The following is an 18,546-nucleotide window of genomic DNA, read 5'->3' as shown; positions in this document are numbered from 1 at the left end:
GCCCGGAGCCGCTGAAGACCGGTATCCGCGGCCGCTGGGCGGCTACGCGACCGGGCGAACGGCTGCGCGGCGGGATGGGGGTGGGCCAGGATCTGGGGTATGACCTGGACTCTGAGCGATTCGGCAGCCGAGTGCAGTGCGGCTGCTGGGGCCGTGCTGGCGGCGTATCCGGCGCGGAACACGGTGCTGCTGACGGTCCTGGAGCAGCTTGGTGCGGGTCAGGAAGCCGGGGCGGCACGCTTCGGGTGGTGGCGGGCGCGTGAGGGTGGGGCGGTGCGGGCGGGGTTCGCGCTGACGGGCGCGGGCGCTGTTCGGCTGGGGCGGATGCCGCGGGCAGCGGCGGTCGAGCTGGCGGGCGTGTTGGCGGGCGAGGGGCTGCGGGTGGTGGCCGGAGCGGCGCCGGCTGCCGAGGCGTTCGCCGGCGCCTGGGCCGAGGCCACCGGCGGCACGGCCCGCACGCAGCAGCGCATGCGCCTCTACCAGCTGGGCACGTTGGCGCCGCCGACGGTCGGCGGCGGGTTCCGGCCGGCAGCGGCGGCCGAGCGGGAGCTGTTGGCCGACTGGTACACGGAGTCGGACGAGGAGGAGGGGGAGGAGCAAGTCGACCTGGGAATCGCAGCAGGCACCCTGCACGTCTGGGAGGACGGCGGCCGCCCGACCGCGATGGTCGCGACCTCGTCCATGGCGGCGGGCATGGCGTGGATCGCGTCGGTCTTCACCCCGCCGCAGCTGCGCGGGCGCGGCTACGGCAGCGCCGTCACGGCCGCCGCGTCGGCCGCCGCGCTGGCCGGGGGCGCGGCCGGGGTGCTGCTCTTCACCGATCCCGCCAACGCCACCAGCAACTCGATCTACCGGAAGATCGGCTACCGGCCGGTCGAGGACCAGGTGGTCCTGTCGCTGTCGGCCATCCTGCGCCAGACGGAGTCCACACAGCTGGTGGCGTTGCGCCCGAAGTAGTCGGTGTACCGGGTGTCGACCGCGTATGCGCCCGGGTGCGCGGCGGCGAAGGCGGCCAGCTCGGGTGCCTTGTCCGCGCTGTCCTCCACCATGAGGTAGTCCCCCGGTTCGAGCAGGCCGTGGACGTACTCCAGCACCTCCCGGACGGCCACGTGCGCGTCCTCCACCACCAGCCGGGGACCGTGCGCCAGGGCGTCCGCCGGCAGCGCCCCGGCGAGGTCGCGGGCGTCGCCGCGGACGAACCGCACCTCGGGATGGGCCGCCGCGACCGGCTCGACGTCGAGCGAGGTGATCCGGCACGGGAACCCGAACAGCTCGGCCAGGTCCGCCATCCACAGCGCACTGGCGCCGTTGCCCGATCCGATCTCCAGGACGGCGGCGGGCTGAAGCTCGGCCAGCAGCATGGGGATCAGGGTGAAGTCGAAGACGCTCTTGAACAGCGCCCGCCCCTGCCACTCCAGCGGCCGGGAGGTCCCCTGGCTCATCAGCATCACCGAATCGGAGATCTCGCTGCGGCGGCGCGGGTGCAGCCCCTGCGCGTCGACGCTCGCGCGCACCTCCCACGGGACGAACCGGCCCTGCGCGCGGGCCGCGGCGTGCCTGCGCAGGCGGGCGCGCCAGAGCGGATGCGGATCCTGCTCCTCATCGACGACCGAGCGGTCGTAGTAGGTGTGGATGCCGCCCTGCTCGCGCTCAACGCGCCGTCGGGTCTGCTCCAAGTAGGCTTCGTCATAAGCACCGTAGGCATCGTAGGCGTCGCAGACGTCGTCAGTGGTCATCGAGGCTCCAGTCCAGAGTGAGCGGCGCGCTCGCCGGGTACCGCGCTTCCCGCTGGGCGAGGAAGCGGCTCAGCAGCTGCGGATCGTCCCACCGGGCCAGTACCTGCGCACGCAGCCGGGCCAGGTACGCGGCCTGCTCGGACGCGTCGGCGAAGCGCGGCAGTTCGCCCTGCATGCCGGGGCTCTCCCGCAGCTCGCGCGCCACCCAGTCGACCAGGTCCGCCCCGCGCACCGAGGCGACCGAGCCGGTCAGGTGCAGTGAGGGGGCCGACCCCGCGGTCTGCGGGGCGTGCCAGAAACCGCGCGGCAGATAGAGCAGGTCGCCGGCGGTCAGCACGAGGTCGTCGACCGGCGTCAGGGCGTCGGCCGTCATGCCGAGTTCCTCCGCGTAGCCCAGCGGCTCGGGGGTCGGTGCGAAGATCTGCCAGCGCTTCTCGCCGGCCAGCTGGTGGACGAACACGTCGTGGTCGTCGCGGTGCACCCCGAAGCCCTGGACGGGGCGCCAGGAGGCGTACAGGTTGAACTCGAAGTCGGCGCCCAGTACTTGCTCGTACCCGCACGCCAACGTCCGCAGCGGCGGGTGGAGTTCGTCCACATAGCGGAGCGCCAGGGTGTGCCCGTCACGCAGTGCGGAGGTGAACCGGTCCGGGTCGATGTGGGTCCGGCTGCGGTCGCGCCGGGGCGGGGCCGAGCGGAGATAGGCGTGCTCGGGCAGCGGCTTCTTCTGCTGGACGAGCCGCAGTTGGGGGCTGCGCAGGGTGTGGGAGGACAGGATGTCCTGGAGGACCCCCCAGTCGAAGTACCCGGCGAACCGCTCGGGTTCGCCGCGGAACAGGCGGTGCTCCTTTCCGTGGCTGCGGACCAGAAAGTCCGTGCCGAACACATCGGACAGCAGTGCTTCCATTCGACTCCCCCTCGTGTGCGCGGCGCTCAGCCGAGCGGGCCCGTGAAGTCGGCGTCGACGTAGTGGAGTAGGCACACGGTGACCTGGCGGTCCTCCGCGAGCGCGTCGCGCCAGTGGTCCTGGTCCGTGCCGCTGTACATCACCGCGTCGCCGACGCCCAGCTGGATCGGCAGCCCGCCGTCCGGTCCCTCGACGTAGAACGGCCAGGCGTCGGCGCGGGGGCCCTCCGGGTCGGCGTCGACGCAGAACGACACGTTCGTCCGGCACTGCGGGCGGTCCCGATGGCGCTGCAGAACGGCGCCGGGGCGGTAGGCCATCACCCAGGTGTAGGACGGTCTGACCGCGCGACCGGTCCACCCGGCGACGGTGGCGGTCAGTTGGTGCTGGAGGAAGAGCGTGAGGCTGTCGCAGTACACACCGTCGCGCCGGTCGACCACCTGCTCCTGGTCGGGGCGGAAGTAGCCCTCCGCACGCAGGCGGCGGAAGTGCCGCCGCAGCGCCGCCAGGAAGAGCGGGCTGAAGAGGTCCCGCAGCACCCCGACGCGCTGCCCGCCGGAGCCTGCGGTCCCCACGGCCTCCACCGCCCCGGGTGCCGGAGCCGTCCGGTCCGAGCGCGGGAGCAGCACGCCGGCCAGCTGGAGCGGTCGCAGGCTCCCGGGCGGCAGGATCCGCGGGTCGGCGCCCTCGACCGCCACCCGGCGCAGCTCCGGTCCCCAGGTTCCGCCGCACCACAGCGGTGCCAGCGTCCCCCGGCGGGGATCCTCGACCCAGACGATCGGCCGCTCGGACGAGAACTCCCGCGGCCCGGGCCCGACCGGGCCGCCGTCGGCGCCGCCGAGCGCGACGCGCCCCACCAACTCCTCGGGCAGCTGCGGCTCCCACTGCACGCAGAGCCGCGGATTCAGCTCCAGCGCCTCGGCCGGCAGCACGGGCAGCGCGGCCGAGTGCTCGGACGGGAGGAGCCGCAGCAGCTCCTCGTCGACGTCGCAGCGGAAGCCCAGCTCCTCCTTGGCGGCGGGCAGGTCCTCGGGGCGCACCAGCAGGCCCAGCCGAGCCGCCGCCCGTCGCCGCTCGGCCTCATCCTGCGAAGAGCGCGCCGCCAGCAGCGGTTGGGCGAGGGCCAACTCGGCGGGCGTGCGCAGCCGTACCCGGCGCAGCGGCTCACCGCGTCGGCGGACCGTCAGATAGACCTCCAGCCCGACATGCCGGTTTTCCACGAGGTTCTCGTCCATGCCCGCTCCCCTCCCGAATAACCGTGCCGCGGTTCCCCGAGAGCGAAGCAAAGGTGATCGCCTCGGCACAAGGGTGCCGGCTAGATGCTTCGGTCAGATGCTTCGGTCGGGGGCTCCCGGCACCGAAATATCCACCACAGCATCTACCGAAATGTCTTGCTCCGACGGAATTCGATGTGTTCTGCTCCCCTCCGGAGACGTCCCGGTACCGTATTCTCCCGAAGTCCGAAGGGGACTCTTGTGAAGTTTCGCGCGCTCTCGCAGATCGTTCCTGATCCGGAGGCCTTTGTCTCGGCCCCGCCCGACCGCCCACAGGTCTGGTCGATGCCGCCGGGCCCGATTGTCGGCCTGCTCGGTCTCACTGATTTCGACCGGATGCTCCAGCAGGGAATTCCGGCGAGCGTGCTGCGGGTGGTCCGCGCCGGGGTGAACCTACCGGCCTCCGAATTCACCTGGGGAAGCCGGCCGATCGAGCGGCCTTTCGCCGACCATGTACGCCCGGGGGCGATCGGAAATCTCCTGCGGGACGGTTCGACGGTCGTCCTCGACGTGCTGCACCGATTCTGGGAACCGGTCGGTGACTTCTGCCGGCGGCTCTCCTACGAGGTGGGGCTGCCGGCGTCCGCGACCGGATTCGTGACGCCGGCGAACCACACCGGCTTCCCGTTCCACCACGACGAGGGGGGCAACCTGCTCGTCCAGACGGTCGGCAGCAAGACCTGGCGGCTGCGCGAGCCGCTGGCCGACCGCCCGCTCTCGCACGAGACCGCCCGGGCGAACAAGCCGACCGAGGCGCAGTGGGAGCGCATCTCCCAGCAGCCGCCCGCCCTGGAGGTGACGCTGCGGCCCGGTGACGTGCTGTGGATCCCGCGCGGCTGGCTGCACAGCGGGAGCGCGACCGACGAGCCGTCCGTCCACGTCGCCGTCGGTTTCGTGCCGATGCTGAGCCGGTACTGGCTGGCCGGGCAGCTGGTCGCCCGACTCGACGAGCGGCGGGCGGAGTTCGCCGGTCTGCGCGACGAGGTGCCGTGGGGCATGGCACAGCGGCCCGAGCTGCTCACCTCCGTCGTCGCGGACCTGATCAAGGAGCTCACCGCGATCCTGCCGCTGCTGGACTCCGGGGACGCGGCCGCCGACATCGCGAAGGAGATCCGCAAGACGTTCCTCGAACCGCCGCTGACGCCGGTGTCGGCGGCGCTGGCGGGCCCGGCGGACCCGGACACCGCGGTGGTCATGGTGACGGAGTCGCTCTTCGCCGTCGAGGGGACGGGCGACGGACGGGTGCGCCTGGTCCAGGCCGCGGGGGCGCTGACCGTCAGCGGTGCGGCGGCGCAATTCGTCCGGACCCGCTGGGAACGCGACGACCAGGAACCGTGGTGCGCCCGGGATCTGACCCCGGAGGTCGACGAGGCGACGGCGCTCGGCGTCGTCCAGGCTCTGCTGAAAGCGGGAATCGTGCGCCGGCTCGACCGGCTCTAGGGCCGGACAGGCCCTGGCAAGCGCGGCGGTCCATCCGGACGGCGCGAATGACCGCGCCGTCCGGATGGACCGTGGAAATCCGGAGGTTCCGGATCGATTAGTTGAGAATCCGGGGAATGGGCAGCGAGGCCCCGGAAACGTCGTCCAGCTCCTCTTCGAAGATGACGACGTCGGCGCCCTGCTCCCGGTAGGAGTCGGTCGCGCCGGTGATCTGGAAGTCGTTCTCGGTGGACATGGTCAGGTCCTTTCTTCGATCTGCGGACAAGAGGTGGTGCCCGACCATGGAGCCAGTGGACCGAGGCCGGTGTCAATGGCCGGGCTGAGTGTCGACGGTGAGGATTTCGGTCCCCGCAGCATTCGCGGTACCCCCGGTCGGCCAGGTCCGGGGCCGCACCCCAGCGGGCTCCACCCCCCTTCGATAGCACATCCGAGTCGGCGACAGAAGAGCGCCGAGCGGGAATTGCCCGAAGACGCACGGATCGCCTCGACCCGATCAGCGCGGGCCGTCGGGAGTTAGGGTGCGAAACCAGCCCCGCCGCTCCGGAGAGGGGTCTCGTGCGGACTCTGCGACCCGGGATGGGGGGACCTGTGGCATTCGACTCCGGTGTTCTCTTCGAACGCGAACAGCAGCTTCGGCAGATCGAGGAGGCATTCGACCGGGCCGCCGCCGGGTCCGGCGAACTCTGCGTGGTGGGCGGCGGCGCCGGCCTGGGCAAGAGCGGGCTGCTCGACGCGGCGGAGCTGAGCGCGGGCGGCCGCGGATTCCTGGTGCTGCGCGCCCGCGGCAGCCACGCGGAGCGCGAGCTGCACCTGGGGCTGCTGGGACGCCTCTTCGCCTCCGGCATCGGCCGGCTGGGCACCGGCGAGCGGCAACGGCTGCTCGCCGAGGTGCCCGCGCTCCAGGATCTGCTCGACGTGGCCCACCGGCCCGGCGCCGAGGACGTGTCGGAGCGGTCCCATGCCTTCCACGCCCTGCTGAGCCGCCTGATCCCGCCGGGCGCGGGGCGTCCGGTCCTGCTCGTGGTGGACGACGCGCACTGGGCGGACCCGTCCTCGCTGCGCTGGCTGGTCGCCCTCGCCGAGCGCGTCGACCAGCTCCCGGTGGTACTGCTGACGGCGGTCTGCGCCGGCGCGGGCAGTACCGACGCGGACCTGCTGGAGGACCTGCTCTTCAGCTGCTCGCGCGAACTGAAGCTCACCCCACTGGAGACCGGTTCGGCGGCCGCCGCCCTCGGCAGGGCGCTGGGCGCCGCACCCCATCCGGCGTTCACGGCGGCCGCGATGACCGCCACCGGAGGCAATCCGCTGCTGCTGACGGCCCTCGCCGCCAGGCTGGCGGAGCTGAGGACGGTGCCGGACGCCGAGGCGGCGCGGATCCTGCCGGACCTCGCCGTGGAGTCGCTGGCCCGCTCGGCGCACGTCCGCCTGCGCCGGGTCTCCCCCCACGCGCTGACGGTCCTGCACGCCCTCGCCGTCCTCGACACGGCGGCCACGGTCGAGCGGGTGGCCGCGATCACCGGGCTCGATCCGGACACCGTGCGGCAGATCTCCAGGAACACCGAGCGGCTGGCCCTGACCGTCCCGGCCCACCCGGCGGCGCCGCGCATCGCCCACCCGCTGCTGGCCACGGCCGTCCTGCAGGAGATCCCCACCGCCGAACTCCAGGCGCTGCACCGCCGGGCCGCCCGCCTGCTGCGGGCCGAGGGCGCCGACGACGCGGACGTCGCCGGGCACCTGCTGCACTGCGCAGCGCTGGCCGAACCGTGGGTGTCCCCGCTGCTGCTGGAGGTCGCCCGGCGGGCGCTGGCCGGGGGCGACGTCGAGACCTCGATCCACTGCCTGCGGCGCGCCCTGGCCGAACCGCTGGCGGACGGTCAGCGCGCGGGCGTGCTGGTCGAACTCGCCGAGGCGATCGCGCGCACCGACCCGCCCGGCGCCGCCCGCAGCCTCGCCGAAGCGGTACGGCTCGCGCCGGAGACCGCGGCGCGCGCCGCCGCGAGCAGCGGGCTGTCGGAGCTGCTGGCGCTGTGCGGGTACGGGGTCGGCGAACCCACCAGCCACACCGCCGCCAGCACGCTCGACTGGGCCACGACCGCCCTCGCCGCCCTGCACGACGGCTCGCCCGCCGACCTGGTCGCGGCCCGGGCCGAGCAGGCACTCACGTCCTCCCCGACCACGCCGGCCGAGGTCATCGCGCACCTGTACGCGGCCCGGGCTCTCTGCGGCCTGGGCCGGCTGGCCCAGGCACTGGCCCGCTGCGAGAGCGCGCTGGCCACCACCCGGCGCTGGCGGCACCGGCCGCTGCTGGCCTTCGCGCTGGCCACCCGCTCGCAGATCCACCACCGGGCCGGCCGGTTGCGCGAGGCCGCCGCCGACGGACGGGCCGGCCTGGAGCCGCTGGCCGACTGCGCGCCGGACCGCGCCACCGGCCTGTCCGCGCTGGCCCTGGCCGCCCTGGTCGGCGCCCTGGTCGACCTCGGCGAGTACGAGGCGGCCGACGCCGAACTCGAGCAGGCCGGCTGCGCCCGCAGCGCGCCGCCGGGCTACCCGGGGGCGCTGCTGCTCTTCGCCCGGGGCCGGCTCCGGACGGCCGCCGGGTACCCGAAGGACGGCGCGGCGGACCTGCTGGCCTGCGGCGACCGGCTCACCGCCTGCGGGGACGGCCCGCTGGCCGTCGCCGCCTGGCGCTCCGAACTCGCCCTGGCTCTCGCCGCGTTGGACCGGCCCGAGCTGGCTCAGCGGTATCTGGCCGAGGAGGTCGAGCTGGCCCGGTCCCAGCGCATCCCGGACCGCCTGGGCGGCGCGCTGCGCGCCCAGGCGGTGCTGGCGGGCCCCGGCGCACTGGCCGCCGCCGAGGAGTCGGTCGCCCAACTCCGCTCCTCGGAGGCGCGGTTCGAACTGGCGAGGGCGCTGGTCGAGCAGGGCCGGCTGCTGCGCCAGGCACAGCACCTGCGGCCCGCCCGGCAGGCCCTGCGCGGTGCGCTCGAACTGGCCCAGGAGTGCGGCTCCGGCGATCTCGTCGAGCAGGCCCGCTCCGAACTGGCCGCAGCCAACGGACGGTTGCGGCAGTCCCGACGCGGCGGGATCGACGGCCTGACCGGATCGCAGCTCAGGGTCGCGCGGTTGGCAGCCCAGGGCAGTACCAACCGGGAGATCGCCCAGGCGCTCTTCGTCGAGCTGCGCACCGTGGAACTCCATCTGACCAACACCTACCGCAAGCTCGGCATCGCAGGGCGGGACGAACTTCGGCCCGCTCTACGGGAGTCGGGGCCGACAGCCATCCAGAGGCCGGCATGAGCAGCGGCACGATCGGCGGCGCCGAGCACACCGTCGCGTTCCGGGCCGACGTGCGCCTGTACGCCCGGGAGGGTGGGCTGGTGGTCTTCCGCAGCCCGCGCTCCTACGTGCTGGAGGGCGTCTCCGCGGCGGTGCGGGCCGTGCTGGACCGGCTCGTCGAGCTGCCGGTCGCGCTGGACTCCGTCGAGGCGGCGGTGCCGCTCGCGGCGGACCGGCGCAACCTGGCACGGATCCTGGACCACCTCAGCCATCTCCTGGATCACCAACTCGGGATGGGCGAACGGGTCCTGGCCTGCATCGAGCCGCTGGCAGCGGTCCCGGTCGCGGGCTTTCCGGCGGCCGCGCCCGAAGGGGTGTTCCGGCTCTCCCGATTCGCCCTCTGCCGGTCCCTGGAGGACGAGTTCGTCCTGGAGGCCCCGCAGTCACCGGCTCGGGTGCGACTGCCCGACCGGGCCGCCTGCGCGCTGGTCGCCCGGCTGGCCCGGCCCGCCACCGCGGCGGAGCTCGTCAAGGCGACCGGCCTGGACGAGGCGGCCGTCGGCCGGCTCCTCGGCGCCCTGACCGGACTCGGGTTGGTGGTCCGGGCCTCGGACCCGGCCGGGAGCGAGCCGCCGGCCTTCGCCGAGGACGTCGACCCCGACCTGCGCCCGTGGGACTTCCACGACCGGCTCTTCCACGCCCGCAGCCGGCACGTCCGCCGCCCCGCCCTGCGCTTCCTGGACGAACTCCCCGCCCGCCCTGCCACCAAGGCGCCCGCCGCCGGGGAGCCGATCGCACTCTTCCGCCCCTCGCCGGCGGACGTCCTGCGCGCGGACCCGCCCTTCAGCAGCGTGCTGGAGTCCCGGCGCTCCCTGCTGCGCTACGGCGAACACGCTCTGACCGCCGAGCAGTTGGGCGAGTTCCTCTACCGGGTCGCCCGAATCCGCGCCCACTACGGCACGCGCCCGGGGAGCTACTACGACTGGGACACCCGTCCGCCGTTCGAGCGGACCTCGCGCCCGTACCCCAGCACGGACGCCGCGTACGAGCTGGAGCTCTACCTGACGGTCCGGCGCTGCCAGGACCTGCCGGCCGGCGTCTACCACTACGACCCGATGGCCCACGCCCTGCGCCTGCTGGACACCGCGCCGCGGGACCGGGCCGCACTGATCCGGCAGGTCGGCCGCGCGCACAAGGCCGAGCCGGACGTCCTGCTCCTGATCACCTCGCGGATCCAGCGGATCTCCTGGAGCGAGCAGTCGATCGCGTACGCCCTCACCCTCAAGCACGTCGGGGTGCTCTACCAGACCATGTACCTGGTGGCGACGGCGATGGGACTGGCACCGTGCGCGCTGAAGGACGCCGGCGAGCCGGAACTGACGGTCCGCCTGCTCGGCCTTGACGAGACGCAGGAGGTCCCCGTCGGCGACTTCGCGCTGGGGAGCGCGCCGGGCGGGTCACCCGCCGACGACGAGCGCCTCGCCGGCCCGAACTGGCAGCCGGTCAACGATCCGCAGTGGCCGACCGGCCACTGACACCTCGCACCGACGAAGAAGGGCAGGCGCAGCAGCATGGAAGAGCTCCCGTTGATCGCCTACACGGTCGCCGGAAAGGACGGGTCGACCCGGCAGCCACCGCTGCGGATCGTGCCGGCGCCCGCCCAGCGGGACTGGATCGCGGCCACCGACGAGGGCTTCGCCCGACGCTGCCTGCCGCTGGTGGTGGCGAACCAGAGCGAGTGGTGGATCCTCAACAACCGCCCGTTCACCGCGCAGTGGCTGGGCAACCGCGGCACGTCGAGCCTGAAGGTCGACTACGAGGACGGTCGGGAACCGGACGGGCCGGCGTTCAGCAACTTCGGACACGGGATCCTGACCTTCGAGATCCCCTTCCTCTTCCGCACCCCTCCCGGCTGGAACCTGCTCGTGCACGGCCCGACGAACCTGCCCAAGGACGGCGCCACGGCGCTCTCCGGCCTGATCGAGACGGACTGGTTCGGCTCGTTCTTCACCATGAACTGGCAGCTCACCCGCCCCCACCTCAAGGTGCACTTCGCCGCGGGGGAGCCGATCTGCGCACTCCTGCCGCAGCGGCGCGGCGAACCGAGCCGGTTCCGGCCCGAGTTGAGGCCGCTGACCGGCTCCCCCGCACAACCGGAGTACGACGCGTTCACCGAGAGCCGCGACCGCTTCGCCGAGGAGCGCCTGGTGCCCGGCACACCCGCCTTCGCGCAGAAGTGGCAGCGGCACTACCTCAGGGGCACCGACCAGGAGGGCAACCGCTTCGCGGAGCACCAGCGCCGGATCAAGCTCCACCCCTTCAGCGAATCAGCAGATTGACTTCCTCAACGGTCCAACAGCTCGATCAGCCGGCGCGCGAAGAGGTAGGCGTCGCCCGGCCAGCGGGCGGACAGGTAGGAACCGTCCAGCACGGTGAAGGCGCCGGTGTCGTCGTCCGCGGTGCCCCGGCGCGAGAGGGTGAGCGGGCCGCGCTCGAAGTCGCCCTCGCTCGCCAGCGCCGCCCGTACCTCGGTCTCCACGTAGGCGGGGTAGGTCCGGTAGTACCGGCCCAGCCGCCAGGCGGTGGCCAGGTAGGCGGAGCGCTCCATGTAGCCGGGCAGGCAGGTGGTGCGCCGGCCGTACAGCAGGCTGCGGCCGGTCGCCGGATCCTGGGCCCGGGCCAGCACCAGCACGCCGTGGCAGATCGCGGCCACCGGTCGGCCGGCGGCCCAGAAGGCCGCCACCTTGGCCTGAAGCAGCTCCGAGCCCAGGTACTGGCGCATCGCGGGCGCGTGGCCGCCCGGCAGCACCAGGGCGTCGAAGTCGGTGGGGTCGAGGTCCGCCCAGGCGAGCGAGGCCCGGAACTCGGGCGCGGCGACCAGCTGCGCGTAGCAGTCCTTGGCCTCGGGCGCCGCGCCGAGCTTGCCGAGGACGACGCCGGTCAGCAGCCGCGGGTCGGCGGCCGGTACGGTGCCGGCGGTCTCGGTGGCGAGGACCACCTGGTGGCCGGCCTCGGTGAGCAGCCGCCAGGGCACCGCGACCTCGGTCACGTCGAAGTCCCGGTCGGGCAGGGGCATCAGGACTCTGGCCACGCGGTCACCTTCTCCTTGGCGGGACGGCCCGAGCGGGCCGGCAGCGCGTGCCGCGAGCCTACTCGCCGCAAACTGGAGGCCGCCGCCGGGATGCGCACGGGCCGCCGCAGGCGCACGCTCGAACCGGGGACTGCCGGACGGGCCGCCCCCTCCGGCGCCGGGCAGGTCCCGGTCGCATCGCTGACCGACCGAGTTGGGAGTTCTGGATGGCCGCCGACGCCTGGGAATCCTGGACCACGAAGAGCATCATCGCCGGCCCCGGCGGAGTCCTGACCGCGGAGGTCGGCGCCATCACCGGCGATCTGACCATCCACACCACCTGGACCGGCACCGAGGCCATCATCACCGTCCAGTACACCGACGCCCTCGACTGGTACACCGTCCACGGCAGCCCGGTCCCCGCCGCCGACGAGCACACCGCCCGGGAGATCCACCAGGCCATGGTGGTCGCCACCAAGGCACGCGGGGAGGCCCGGGCCCCCGAGGCGGGCGCCTAGACGCACCGACCCAGATCAGCAGATCCGCGGCAGCTGCTCGCCGAGCGGCAGGTCGACCACCCGGGTGCCGCCGAGGCCGGTGCGGGCCACCACCATGCCCGGGTGCTCCGGCACGGCCTCGCCGATCACCACCGCGCCCGCGCCCAGCGGGTGCGCGCGCATCGCCGCCAGGACGGCGTCCGCGTGCTCGCGCGGCACGAACGCGACCAGCTTGCCCTCGTTGGCCACGTACAGCGGGTCCAGGCCGAGGATCGCGCAGGCGTTGGCGACGGCCGGCGGGACCGGGACGGCGCGCTCCTGGACGGCCACGCCGACGCCGGCGGCCGCGGCGATCTCGTTGAGCGCGGCGGCCAGCCCGCCCCGGGTGGGGTCGCGCAGCACGTGCAGGTCGGGGGTGACCGCGAGCATCGCCTCCACCAGAGTGCCCAGCGGCGCGCAGTCGCTCTCGATCTCCACCCCGAACTCCAGGCCCTCCCGGACGCTCATGATCGCCACGCCGTGCACGCCGATCTCGCCGCTGACGATCACCACGTCTCCGGGGACCACCCGCTGCGGCCGCAGGTCGACGCCGTCCGGGATCAGTCCGATGCCGGCGGTGTTGATGTAGACGCCGTCGCCGTGGCCGGCCTCGACGACCTTGGTGTCGCCGGTCGCCACCTCGACACCCGCCGCCCGCGCGGCCGCGCCGAGCGCCTGCGAGACCCGGGCGAGCACCGACATCTCCACGCCCTCCTCCAGGATGAACCCGCAGGACAGGTAGGCGGCCCGGGCACCGCTCATGGCCAGGTCGTTGACGGTCCCGTTGACGGCGAGGTCGCCGATACTCCCGCCGGGGAAGAACAGCGGGCGCACCACGTAGGAGTCCGTGGAGAACGCCAGCCGGACGCCGCCGAGCGAGACGGACGCGGCGTCGCCCAACTGCGCCAGCACCGGGCCCCCGAAGGCGGGGGCGAACACGTGCTGGACCAGCTCGGCGGAGAGCGCCCCGCCGCCGCCGTGGCCCATCACCACGCGGGGCTGGTCGCGCAGCGGCGCCGGGCAGGTCCAGGAGCTGAAGTCCGGCGCGGCCGGGTCCACCGCCTGGAGCAGCTGCCGGGCCGCCGGGCTGAGGGTTCGGGCGCCGAACGGCAGGGGTGTGGTCTCAGACAACGGGGCTCGCCTCCTGGCGTGCGGGGGTGAGGTCGAGTCGGCGGTAGAGGTAGTAGGCGGCGCACGCGCCCTCGCTGGAGACCATGGTGGCGCCGAGCGGGTTGCGGGGGGTGCAGACGGTGCCGAAGGCCTCGCACTCGTGCGGCTTCAGCAGGCCCTGGAGCACCTCGCCGGCCCGGCAGGCGGCCGGTTCCCGGGTCTGGATGCCGGTCACCGAGAAGCGCTGCTCGGCGTCGAACTCGCGGTAGCGCTCGGACAGTCGCCAGCCGCTCTGCGGGATCACCCCGATCCCGCGCCACGCCCGGTCGGTGACCTCGAAGACGTCCGCGAGCATGGCCTGCGCCGCCGGGTTCCCCTCGGGGCGCACGGCACGCAGGTAGGCGTTCTCCACCGTGTGCTCGCCGCGCTCCAACTGCCGTACGGTGCGCCGCACTCCCTCCAGGATGTCGAGCGGCTCGAAGCCGGTCACCACGATCGGCACCCTGAACCGCTCGGCCAGCTCCGGGTACTCCCCCGTCCCCATCACGCTGCACACGTGCCCGGCGGCCAGGAAGCCCTGCACCCGGCAGCTCGGCGACTGCATGATGGCCTCGATCGCGGGCGGCACCCGGACGTGCGAGACCAGCAGGCTGAAGTTGCGGATGCCCAACTTGCGTGCCTGGTAGACCGTCATGGCGTTGGGCGGGGCGGTGGTCTCGAAGCCGATGCCGAAGAACACCACCTCGTGCTGCGGGTTCTGCTGGGCGATCCGCAGGGCGTCCAGCGGCGAGTAGACGACCCGCACGTCGCCGCCCTCGCTGCGGACCCGGAACAGGTCGCGGCCGGTCCCCGGGACCCGGAGCATGTCGCCGAAGGAGCAGAAGATCACCCCCGGACGGGACGCGATCTCCAGCGCCTTGTCGATCACCTCCAGTGGCGTCACACAGACCGGGCAGCCCGGTCCGTGGATCAACTCCACCAGATCGGGCAGCAGTTGGTCGATCCCGTGCCGGATGATGGTGTGCGTCTGGCCGCCGCAGACCTCCATCAGCGCCCACGGCCTGGTCACCGTGGCGTGGATGTCGTCGAGCAGCCGCCGGGCCAGCTCCGGATCCTGGAACTCGTCGATGTACTTCACTTCTCTGCCTCCTGGAAATCGCTCGGGAAGACGAATCCGCCTTCCCTGGCCGCCAGTTCCCAGGGATCACCGAACTCCTCCTGGAGCATCCCGAGGTCGGCGAAGAGCTCCAGGGTGTGCCTGGCCGACTCCTCGTCCAGGCGCTGCAACGCGAATCCGACGTGGACGATGGCGTACTCGCCGACCTTCAGGTCCGGCAGGTACTCCAGGCACACCTCCTTGACCACGCCGCCGAAGTCGACGTTGGCCATCCGGGTGCCGTCCCGTTCCTCGATGTCCAGCACTCTGCCGGGTACCGCCAAACACATGGGGTGTCTCCTTGCTGTGGGAAGTCGGGAGTCAGGAGTCGGTCAGCGACCGGGCCGCGACCATCAGCTGCCCCAGGGCCAGTCCGCCGTCGTTCGGCGGGACCAGCCGGTGGCGCAGGACGGTGAAGCCGTCCCGGGTCAGGTCCGCCGAACAGGCCGAGGAGAGCACGGTGTTGGCGAACACCCCGCCACTCAGCGCGACGGTGTCCAGGCCGGTCTCGGCGCGCGCGGCCGCGCAGAACCGGCGCACCAGGTCGGCCACCGCCGCGTGGAAGCGGGCCGCGATCAGAGCGCGGGCGGCACCCGCGCGCAGGTCGGCGACCACGGCCGCCAGCACCGGCGCCGGATCGGCGAGCAGCCGCCCCGACGGCCCCGGGCGCAGGTCGAAGGCGTAGCCGAGGCCGTCCACCACCGCGGCCAGTGCCGCCGCCTCCAACTCGATGGCGGCCTGCGCCTCATAGCCGGCCAGCTGGCAGACACCCGCCAGCGAGGAGACGGCGTCGAACAGCCGGCCCATGCTGGAGGTCGGCACGCAGTTCAGATCGCGCTCCAACTGGCGTTCCAGCAGCCTGAGTTCATCGGGCGGACAGGCCGCCACACAGGGCAGGTCGGGCGTCCAGGGCAGGCCCGCCGCGCGCAGGTGGGCCAGCGCCATCCGGTACGGGCGGTGCACGGCGGCGTCGCCACCGGGGAGCGGAACATAGGCCAACTGTCCGAAGCGGCGGTAGCCGTCGTAGTCGGCCAGCAGGATCTCGCCGCCCCAGACCGCGCCGTCCTCGCCGTATCCCGTCCCGTCGAAGGCGACCCCGATCACCGGGCGCCCGCCGTCCAGGCCGTGTTCGGCCATCGCCGAGGCGATATGCGCGTGGTGATGCTGGACCTTGGCCAACTGACGCTCACCGCGATGCCGTTCGGCCCAGCGGCCGGAGCGGTAGGCCGGGTGCCGGTCGGCGGCCAGCAGCGCCGGGCGCACCCCGGTGATCGACTCCAACTGCGCCTCGGCGCGCTCGAAGGCGTGCTGGGTGGCGAGGTCGTCCATGTCCCCGATGTGCGCCGAGAGCCAGGCCCGGCGGCCCTCGGCGAGGCAGAAGGTGTTCTTCAGGTCTCCCCCGACGGCGAGCGCCGCCCGCACCGGTACCGGCAGCGCCACCGGCAGCGGCGCATAGCCGCGCGAGCGGCGCAGCATCAGCGGAGCACCGTCGCAGATGCGCAGCACAGAGTCGTCGCAGGGCACGTGGATCGGCCGGTCGTGCGTGAGCCAGGCGTCGGCCAGGTGCGCCAGCCGTTCCAGCGCCTCGGCGTCGTCGGTGACGATCGGCTCGCCGGACAGGTTGCCGCTGGTCATCACGAGCAGCCGGGGGCCCGGCGGGTCCCCGGGCAGGCCGAGCAGCAGGTGGTGCAGCGGCGTGTAGGGCAGCATCACCCCGAGGTCCGGGCTGCCCGGCGCCACGGCCTGCGCCAGCTCCGATGACTCGTCAAGCCGCTTTCGCAGCAGGACGATCGGTCGGATGCCGCCGGCCAGCAGCGCCCGTTCGGCCGAGCCCAGCTCGACCAGCCGCTCGACGTCCTCGGGACTGCGGGCCATCAGCGCGAACGGCTTGTCGCCGCGCGCCTTGCGCCGGCGCAGCCGGGCGACGGCAGCGGCGTCGGTCGCGTCGCAGGCCAGGTGGTAGCCGCCCAGGCCCTTGACGGCGAGGATCGCGCCCGCGGAGAGCAACCCGCGGGCCGCCGCAATCGGGTCCGCCCCGGCGCCGTCGTCCGGCAGCAGGCGCAGCCGCGGCCCGCAGGCGTGGCAGGCGACCGGCTGCGCGTGGAAGCGCCGGTCGGCCGGGTCCGCGTACTCGCGCGCGCAGTCCGCGCACATCGGGAAGCCGGCCATCGTGGTGTGCGCCCGGTCGTAGGGCAGCCCGGTGACGATGGTGAAGCGCGGCCCGCAGTGGGTGCAGGTGATGAACGGATGCCGGTAACGGCGGTCGGCAGGATCGGCCAGCTCGGCGAGGCAGTCGGCGCAGGTGGCGACGTCCGGGGAGACCAGGGTGCGGGCCGGGCCGCCGGTGCGCGAGGCGAGGATGGCGAAGCCGGAGCCCCCGGCGGCGGCGAGCTCCTGGTGGTCGACGGACTCCACCACGGCCAGCGGCGGCGCGTCGGTGGCGATCCGGTCGCAGAACTGCGCCACCGCGCCGGGCGCGCCCTCGACCTCCGCGATCACGCCCTCGCCGGTGTTGCTGACCTGCCCGGCCAACCCGAGGCCGGTGGCCAGGGTGTAGACGAAGGGCCGGAAGCCGACGCCCTGCACCACGCCCCGGACGGTGACCCGGCGGCGCAGCACGGCCTCGCCGACGGCGGTGCCCGGTTGCGCGGCGGTCACGGCCGGTGCGCCCGCGCGGTGGTCGCCGCCCCGGCCGCGTGCGCGTGGCTGTGGCCGTCGCCGTCCTGGGCGTTCGGGTGGGCGTGCAGCAGACCGCCCTCGTGGCTGTGCAGTTCGCCGCCCCCGTGGTGGCTGTGGTGGGCGTCCGTCCGGTGGGCCATCACCGGCAGGTGCGCCTCGGCGCCGTCCGCGACCGCCGCCGCCCGGTCCAGCAGCAGGCCGGCCCCGGCGCCGCTGCGTGCGGAGGTCAGCACCACCTCCACGCCCGGGTTGACCTGCTGCACGTTCGCCCGGAACGCCGCCTCGTCGAAGCCGACGGCCTCGGCGATGTCCATCTTGGTCACCACCACCAGCTGGGCCAACCCAAAGGCCGTGGGGTACTTGAGTGGCTTGTCCTCCCCTTCGGTCACCGAGGCGAGCGCGACCCGCAGTGACTCGCCGAGGTCGTAGGAGGCCGGGCAGACCAGGTTGCCGACGTTCTCCACGAACAGCAGCCGGGTGTCCTCGGGGAGCCAGTCCTCCAGGTGGGCGCCGAGCATGCCGGCCTCCAGGTGGCAGAGCCCGTCGGTCAGCACCTGCTTGACCGGGACGCCGGAGCGGGCCAGGCGCACCGCGTCGTTCTCGGTGGCCAGGTCGGCGGTCAGCGCGGCCACCGGCAGGCCGCGCCGGCGGGCCAGCAGCAGTTCCTGCTCCAGCAGCGCGGTCTTCCCGCTGCCGGGACTGGAGAGCAGGTTGACGACGATCGTGCCGCGAGCGGCCAGTTCGGCGCGCAACTCGTGGGCACAGATGTCGTTCTTGGCGAGTACCGCCTGCTGCAGGTCGACCACACGACACATGGGTTCAACGCTCCTCGGGGATCCGTTCACGGGTGGGGGCGGGCACCGGGCCCTCCTCCCAGCACACGCCGGCGATCTGCAGCTCGCGGCCCGCGAGCAGCTCCGCGGCCGCCGCGCCGCAGACCGGGCAGCACAGCTCCGGCGGCATGCCGACCGCCCATTCGTCGGCGCAGGGCCCGCACCGGGCGCGCCCGGGCACCGACTCGGTGAGCAGCTCGGCACCCTCCAACACCGTCCCCGAGCAGGCCAGTTCAAAGCAGAAGGCGAGCGAGTCGGGGACCACCCCGGCCAGCTCGCCGACCTGCAGCCGGATGGACCGGACGGCGGTGGCGCCGGCGGCCTGCGCCGCCTCCTCCACCTGGCCGACCACGGCCATCGCGATGGACATCTCGTGCATCGCCCCATTACAGGACGGCGGCGCACGAGCGGGACCAGCGCCACGCCGCCACCTGCGGGCGGGGTAGCCCACTTGGCCCAACCTGGCTCAACAACAAGCCACCTGACGCTGGTTCACATCCTCCGGATCCGCAGATAGCGCTTGATGTCCGGCAGG

General features: G+C 73.5%; 17 protein-coding genes. 6 read left to right on the top strand and 11 right to left on the bottom strand.

From position 1 onward, the window contains the following. Nucleotides 1-99 precede the first annotated feature (99 nt). Nucleotides 100-957 (top strand): GNAT family N-acetyltransferase, encoded by an 858-nt coding sequence (locus tag P3T37_RS03255; RefSeq protein ID WP_280721851.1) that lies wholly within the window; start codon nucleotides 100-102, stop codon nucleotides 955-957. Here the strand turns inward: P3T37_RS03255 and P3T37_RS03250 are convergent. From P3T37_RS03250 to P3T37_RS03240, 3 genes are read right to left on the bottom strand one after another with little or no spacing between them, the layout of a single operon-like run. Continuing rightward, nucleotides 864-1,736: a CmcI family methyltransferase gene (locus P3T37_RS03250; RefSeq protein WP_280721850.1), complete on the bottom strand. Its 873-nt coding sequence runs from the start codon at nucleotides 1,734-1,736 to the stop codon at nucleotides 864-866. The genes P3T37_RS03255 and P3T37_RS03250 overlap by 94 nt on opposite strands. Continuing rightward, nucleotides 1,726-2,640, bottom strand: coding sequence for a cupin domain-containing protein (locus tag P3T37_RS03245; RefSeq protein ID WP_280721849.1), 915 nt, complete (start codon nucleotides 2,638-2,640; stop codon nucleotides 1,726-1,728). The genes P3T37_RS03250 and P3T37_RS03245 overlap by 11 nt, the downstream gene beginning before the upstream one ends. A gap of 26 nt (nucleotides 2,641-2,666) precedes the next feature. Beyond that, a complete protein-coding gene (locus tag P3T37_RS03240) occupies nucleotides 2,667-3,872 on the bottom strand; it encodes a hypothetical protein (protein ID WP_280721848.1) in 1,206 nt (401 codons plus the stop codon). Between the two features lie 240 nt (nucleotides 3,873-4,112). Here P3T37_RS03240 and P3T37_RS03235 point away from each other — a divergent pair, with 240 nt between their 5' ends. Then, the gene (locus tag P3T37_RS03235; protein WP_280721847.1) at nucleotides 4,113-5,351 is read left to right on the top strand and encodes a cupin domain-containing protein; all 1,239 of its coding nucleotides are present in this window, start codon (nucleotides 4,113-4,115) and stop codon (nucleotides 5,349-5,351) included. A gap of 97 nt (nucleotides 5,352-5,448) precedes the next feature. Here P3T37_RS03235 and P3T37_RS03230 read toward each other — a convergent pair whose 3' ends face one another. Then, nucleotides 5,449-5,586, bottom strand: coding sequence for a hypothetical protein (locus P3T37_RS03230; RefSeq protein WP_280721846.1), 138 nt, complete (start codon nucleotides 5,584-5,586; stop codon nucleotides 5,449-5,451). 353 nt (nucleotides 5,587-5,939) lie between these two features. Here P3T37_RS03230 and P3T37_RS03225 point away from each other — a divergent pair, with 353 nt between their 5' ends. The 3 genes from P3T37_RS03225 to P3T37_RS03215 are packed head-to-tail and all read left to right on the top strand — an operon-like array spanning nucleotide 5,940 to nucleotide 10,966. Next, nucleotides 5,940-8,648, top strand: coding sequence for a LuxR family transcriptional regulator (locus P3T37_RS03225; RefSeq protein ID WP_280721845.1), 2,709 nt, complete (start codon nucleotides 5,940-5,942; stop codon nucleotides 8,646-8,648). After that, on the top strand, nucleotides 8,645-10,162 hold the full coding sequence (locus P3T37_RS03220; RefSeq protein WP_280721844.1) for a SagB family peptide dehydrogenase: 1,518 nt from the start codon (nucleotides 8,645-8,647) through the stop codon (nucleotides 10,160-10,162). Before P3T37_RS03225 ends, P3T37_RS03220 begins: the two co-directional genes overlap by 4 nt. A gap of 36 nt (nucleotides 10,163-10,198) precedes the next feature. Further along, complete coding sequence (locus P3T37_RS03215; RefSeq protein ID WP_280721843.1) at nucleotides 10,199-10,966, top strand: DUF6065 family protein; 768 nt, start codon at nucleotides 10,199-10,201, stop codon at nucleotides 10,964-10,966. A gap of 5 nt (nucleotides 10,967-10,971) precedes the next feature. Here P3T37_RS03215 and P3T37_RS03210 read toward each other — a convergent pair whose 3' ends face one another. Next, entirely contained in the window at nucleotides 10,972-11,718 is a 747-nt protein-coding gene (locus P3T37_RS03210; protein WP_280721842.1) for a type 1 glutamine amidotransferase domain-containing protein, read from the bottom strand. 206 nt (nucleotides 11,719-11,924) lie between these two features. On the opposite strand from P3T37_RS03210, the gene P3T37_RS03205 reads away from it, so the two are divergent. Then, nucleotides 11,925-12,215: a hypothetical protein gene (locus P3T37_RS03205; protein WP_280721841.1), complete on the top strand. Its 291-nt coding sequence runs from the start codon at nucleotides 11,925-11,927 to the stop codon at nucleotides 12,213-12,215. 15 nt (nucleotides 12,216-12,230) lie between these two features. Here P3T37_RS03205 and hypE read toward each other — a convergent pair whose 3' ends face one another. The 6 genes from hypE to P3T37_RS03175 form a co-directional block, all read right to left on the bottom strand. Next, on the bottom strand, nucleotides 12,231-13,220 hold the full coding sequence (gene hypE, locus P3T37_RS03200; RefSeq protein WP_280722107.1) for a hydrogenase expression/formation protein HypE: 990 nt from the start codon (nucleotides 13,218-13,220) through the stop codon (nucleotides 12,231-12,233). Between the two features lie 136 nt (nucleotides 13,221-13,356). Further along, nucleotides 13,357-14,481 carry a hydrogenase formation protein HypD gene (hypD, locus tag P3T37_RS03195; RefSeq protein WP_280721840.1) on the bottom strand — a complete coding sequence of 375 codons (1,125 nt, stop codon included), beginning with the start codon at nucleotides 14,479-14,481 and terminating at the stop codon, nucleotides 13,357-13,359. Continuing rightward, nucleotides 14,478-14,789, bottom strand: coding sequence for a HypC/HybG/HupF family hydrogenase formation chaperone (locus tag P3T37_RS03190; protein WP_280721839.1), 312 nt, complete (start codon nucleotides 14,787-14,789; stop codon nucleotides 14,478-14,480). The genes hypD and P3T37_RS03190 overlap by 4 nt, the downstream gene beginning before the upstream one ends. Nucleotides 14,790-14,820: 31 nt before the next feature. Beyond that, nucleotides 14,821-17,157 (bottom strand): carbamoyltransferase HypF, encoded by a 2,337-nt coding sequence (hypF, locus tag P3T37_RS03185; protein ID WP_280721838.1) that lies wholly within the window; start codon nucleotides 17,155-17,157, stop codon nucleotides 14,821-14,823. Further along, entirely contained in the window at nucleotides 17,154-17,993 is an 840-nt protein-coding gene (hypB, locus tag P3T37_RS03180; protein WP_280721837.1) for a hydrogenase nickel incorporation protein HypB, read from the bottom strand. Before hypB ends, hypF begins: the two co-directional genes overlap by 4 nt. A 4-nt stretch (nucleotides 17,994-17,997) precedes the next feature. Then, on the bottom strand, nucleotides 17,998-18,390 hold the full coding sequence (locus P3T37_RS03175; protein ID WP_280721836.1) for a hydrogenase maturation nickel metallochaperone HypA: 393 nt from the start codon (nucleotides 18,388-18,390) through the stop codon (nucleotides 17,998-18,000). Nucleotides 18,391-18,546: the final 156 nt, after the last annotated feature.

Source organism: Kitasatospora sp. MAA4 (assembly GCF_029893355.1).
Lineage (GTDB): Bacteria > Actinomycetota > Actinomycetes > Streptomycetales > Streptomycetaceae > Kitasatospora.
Note: the sequence above shows the minus strand (reverse complement) of the source record. Positions and strands in the feature narration are given on the sequence as shown.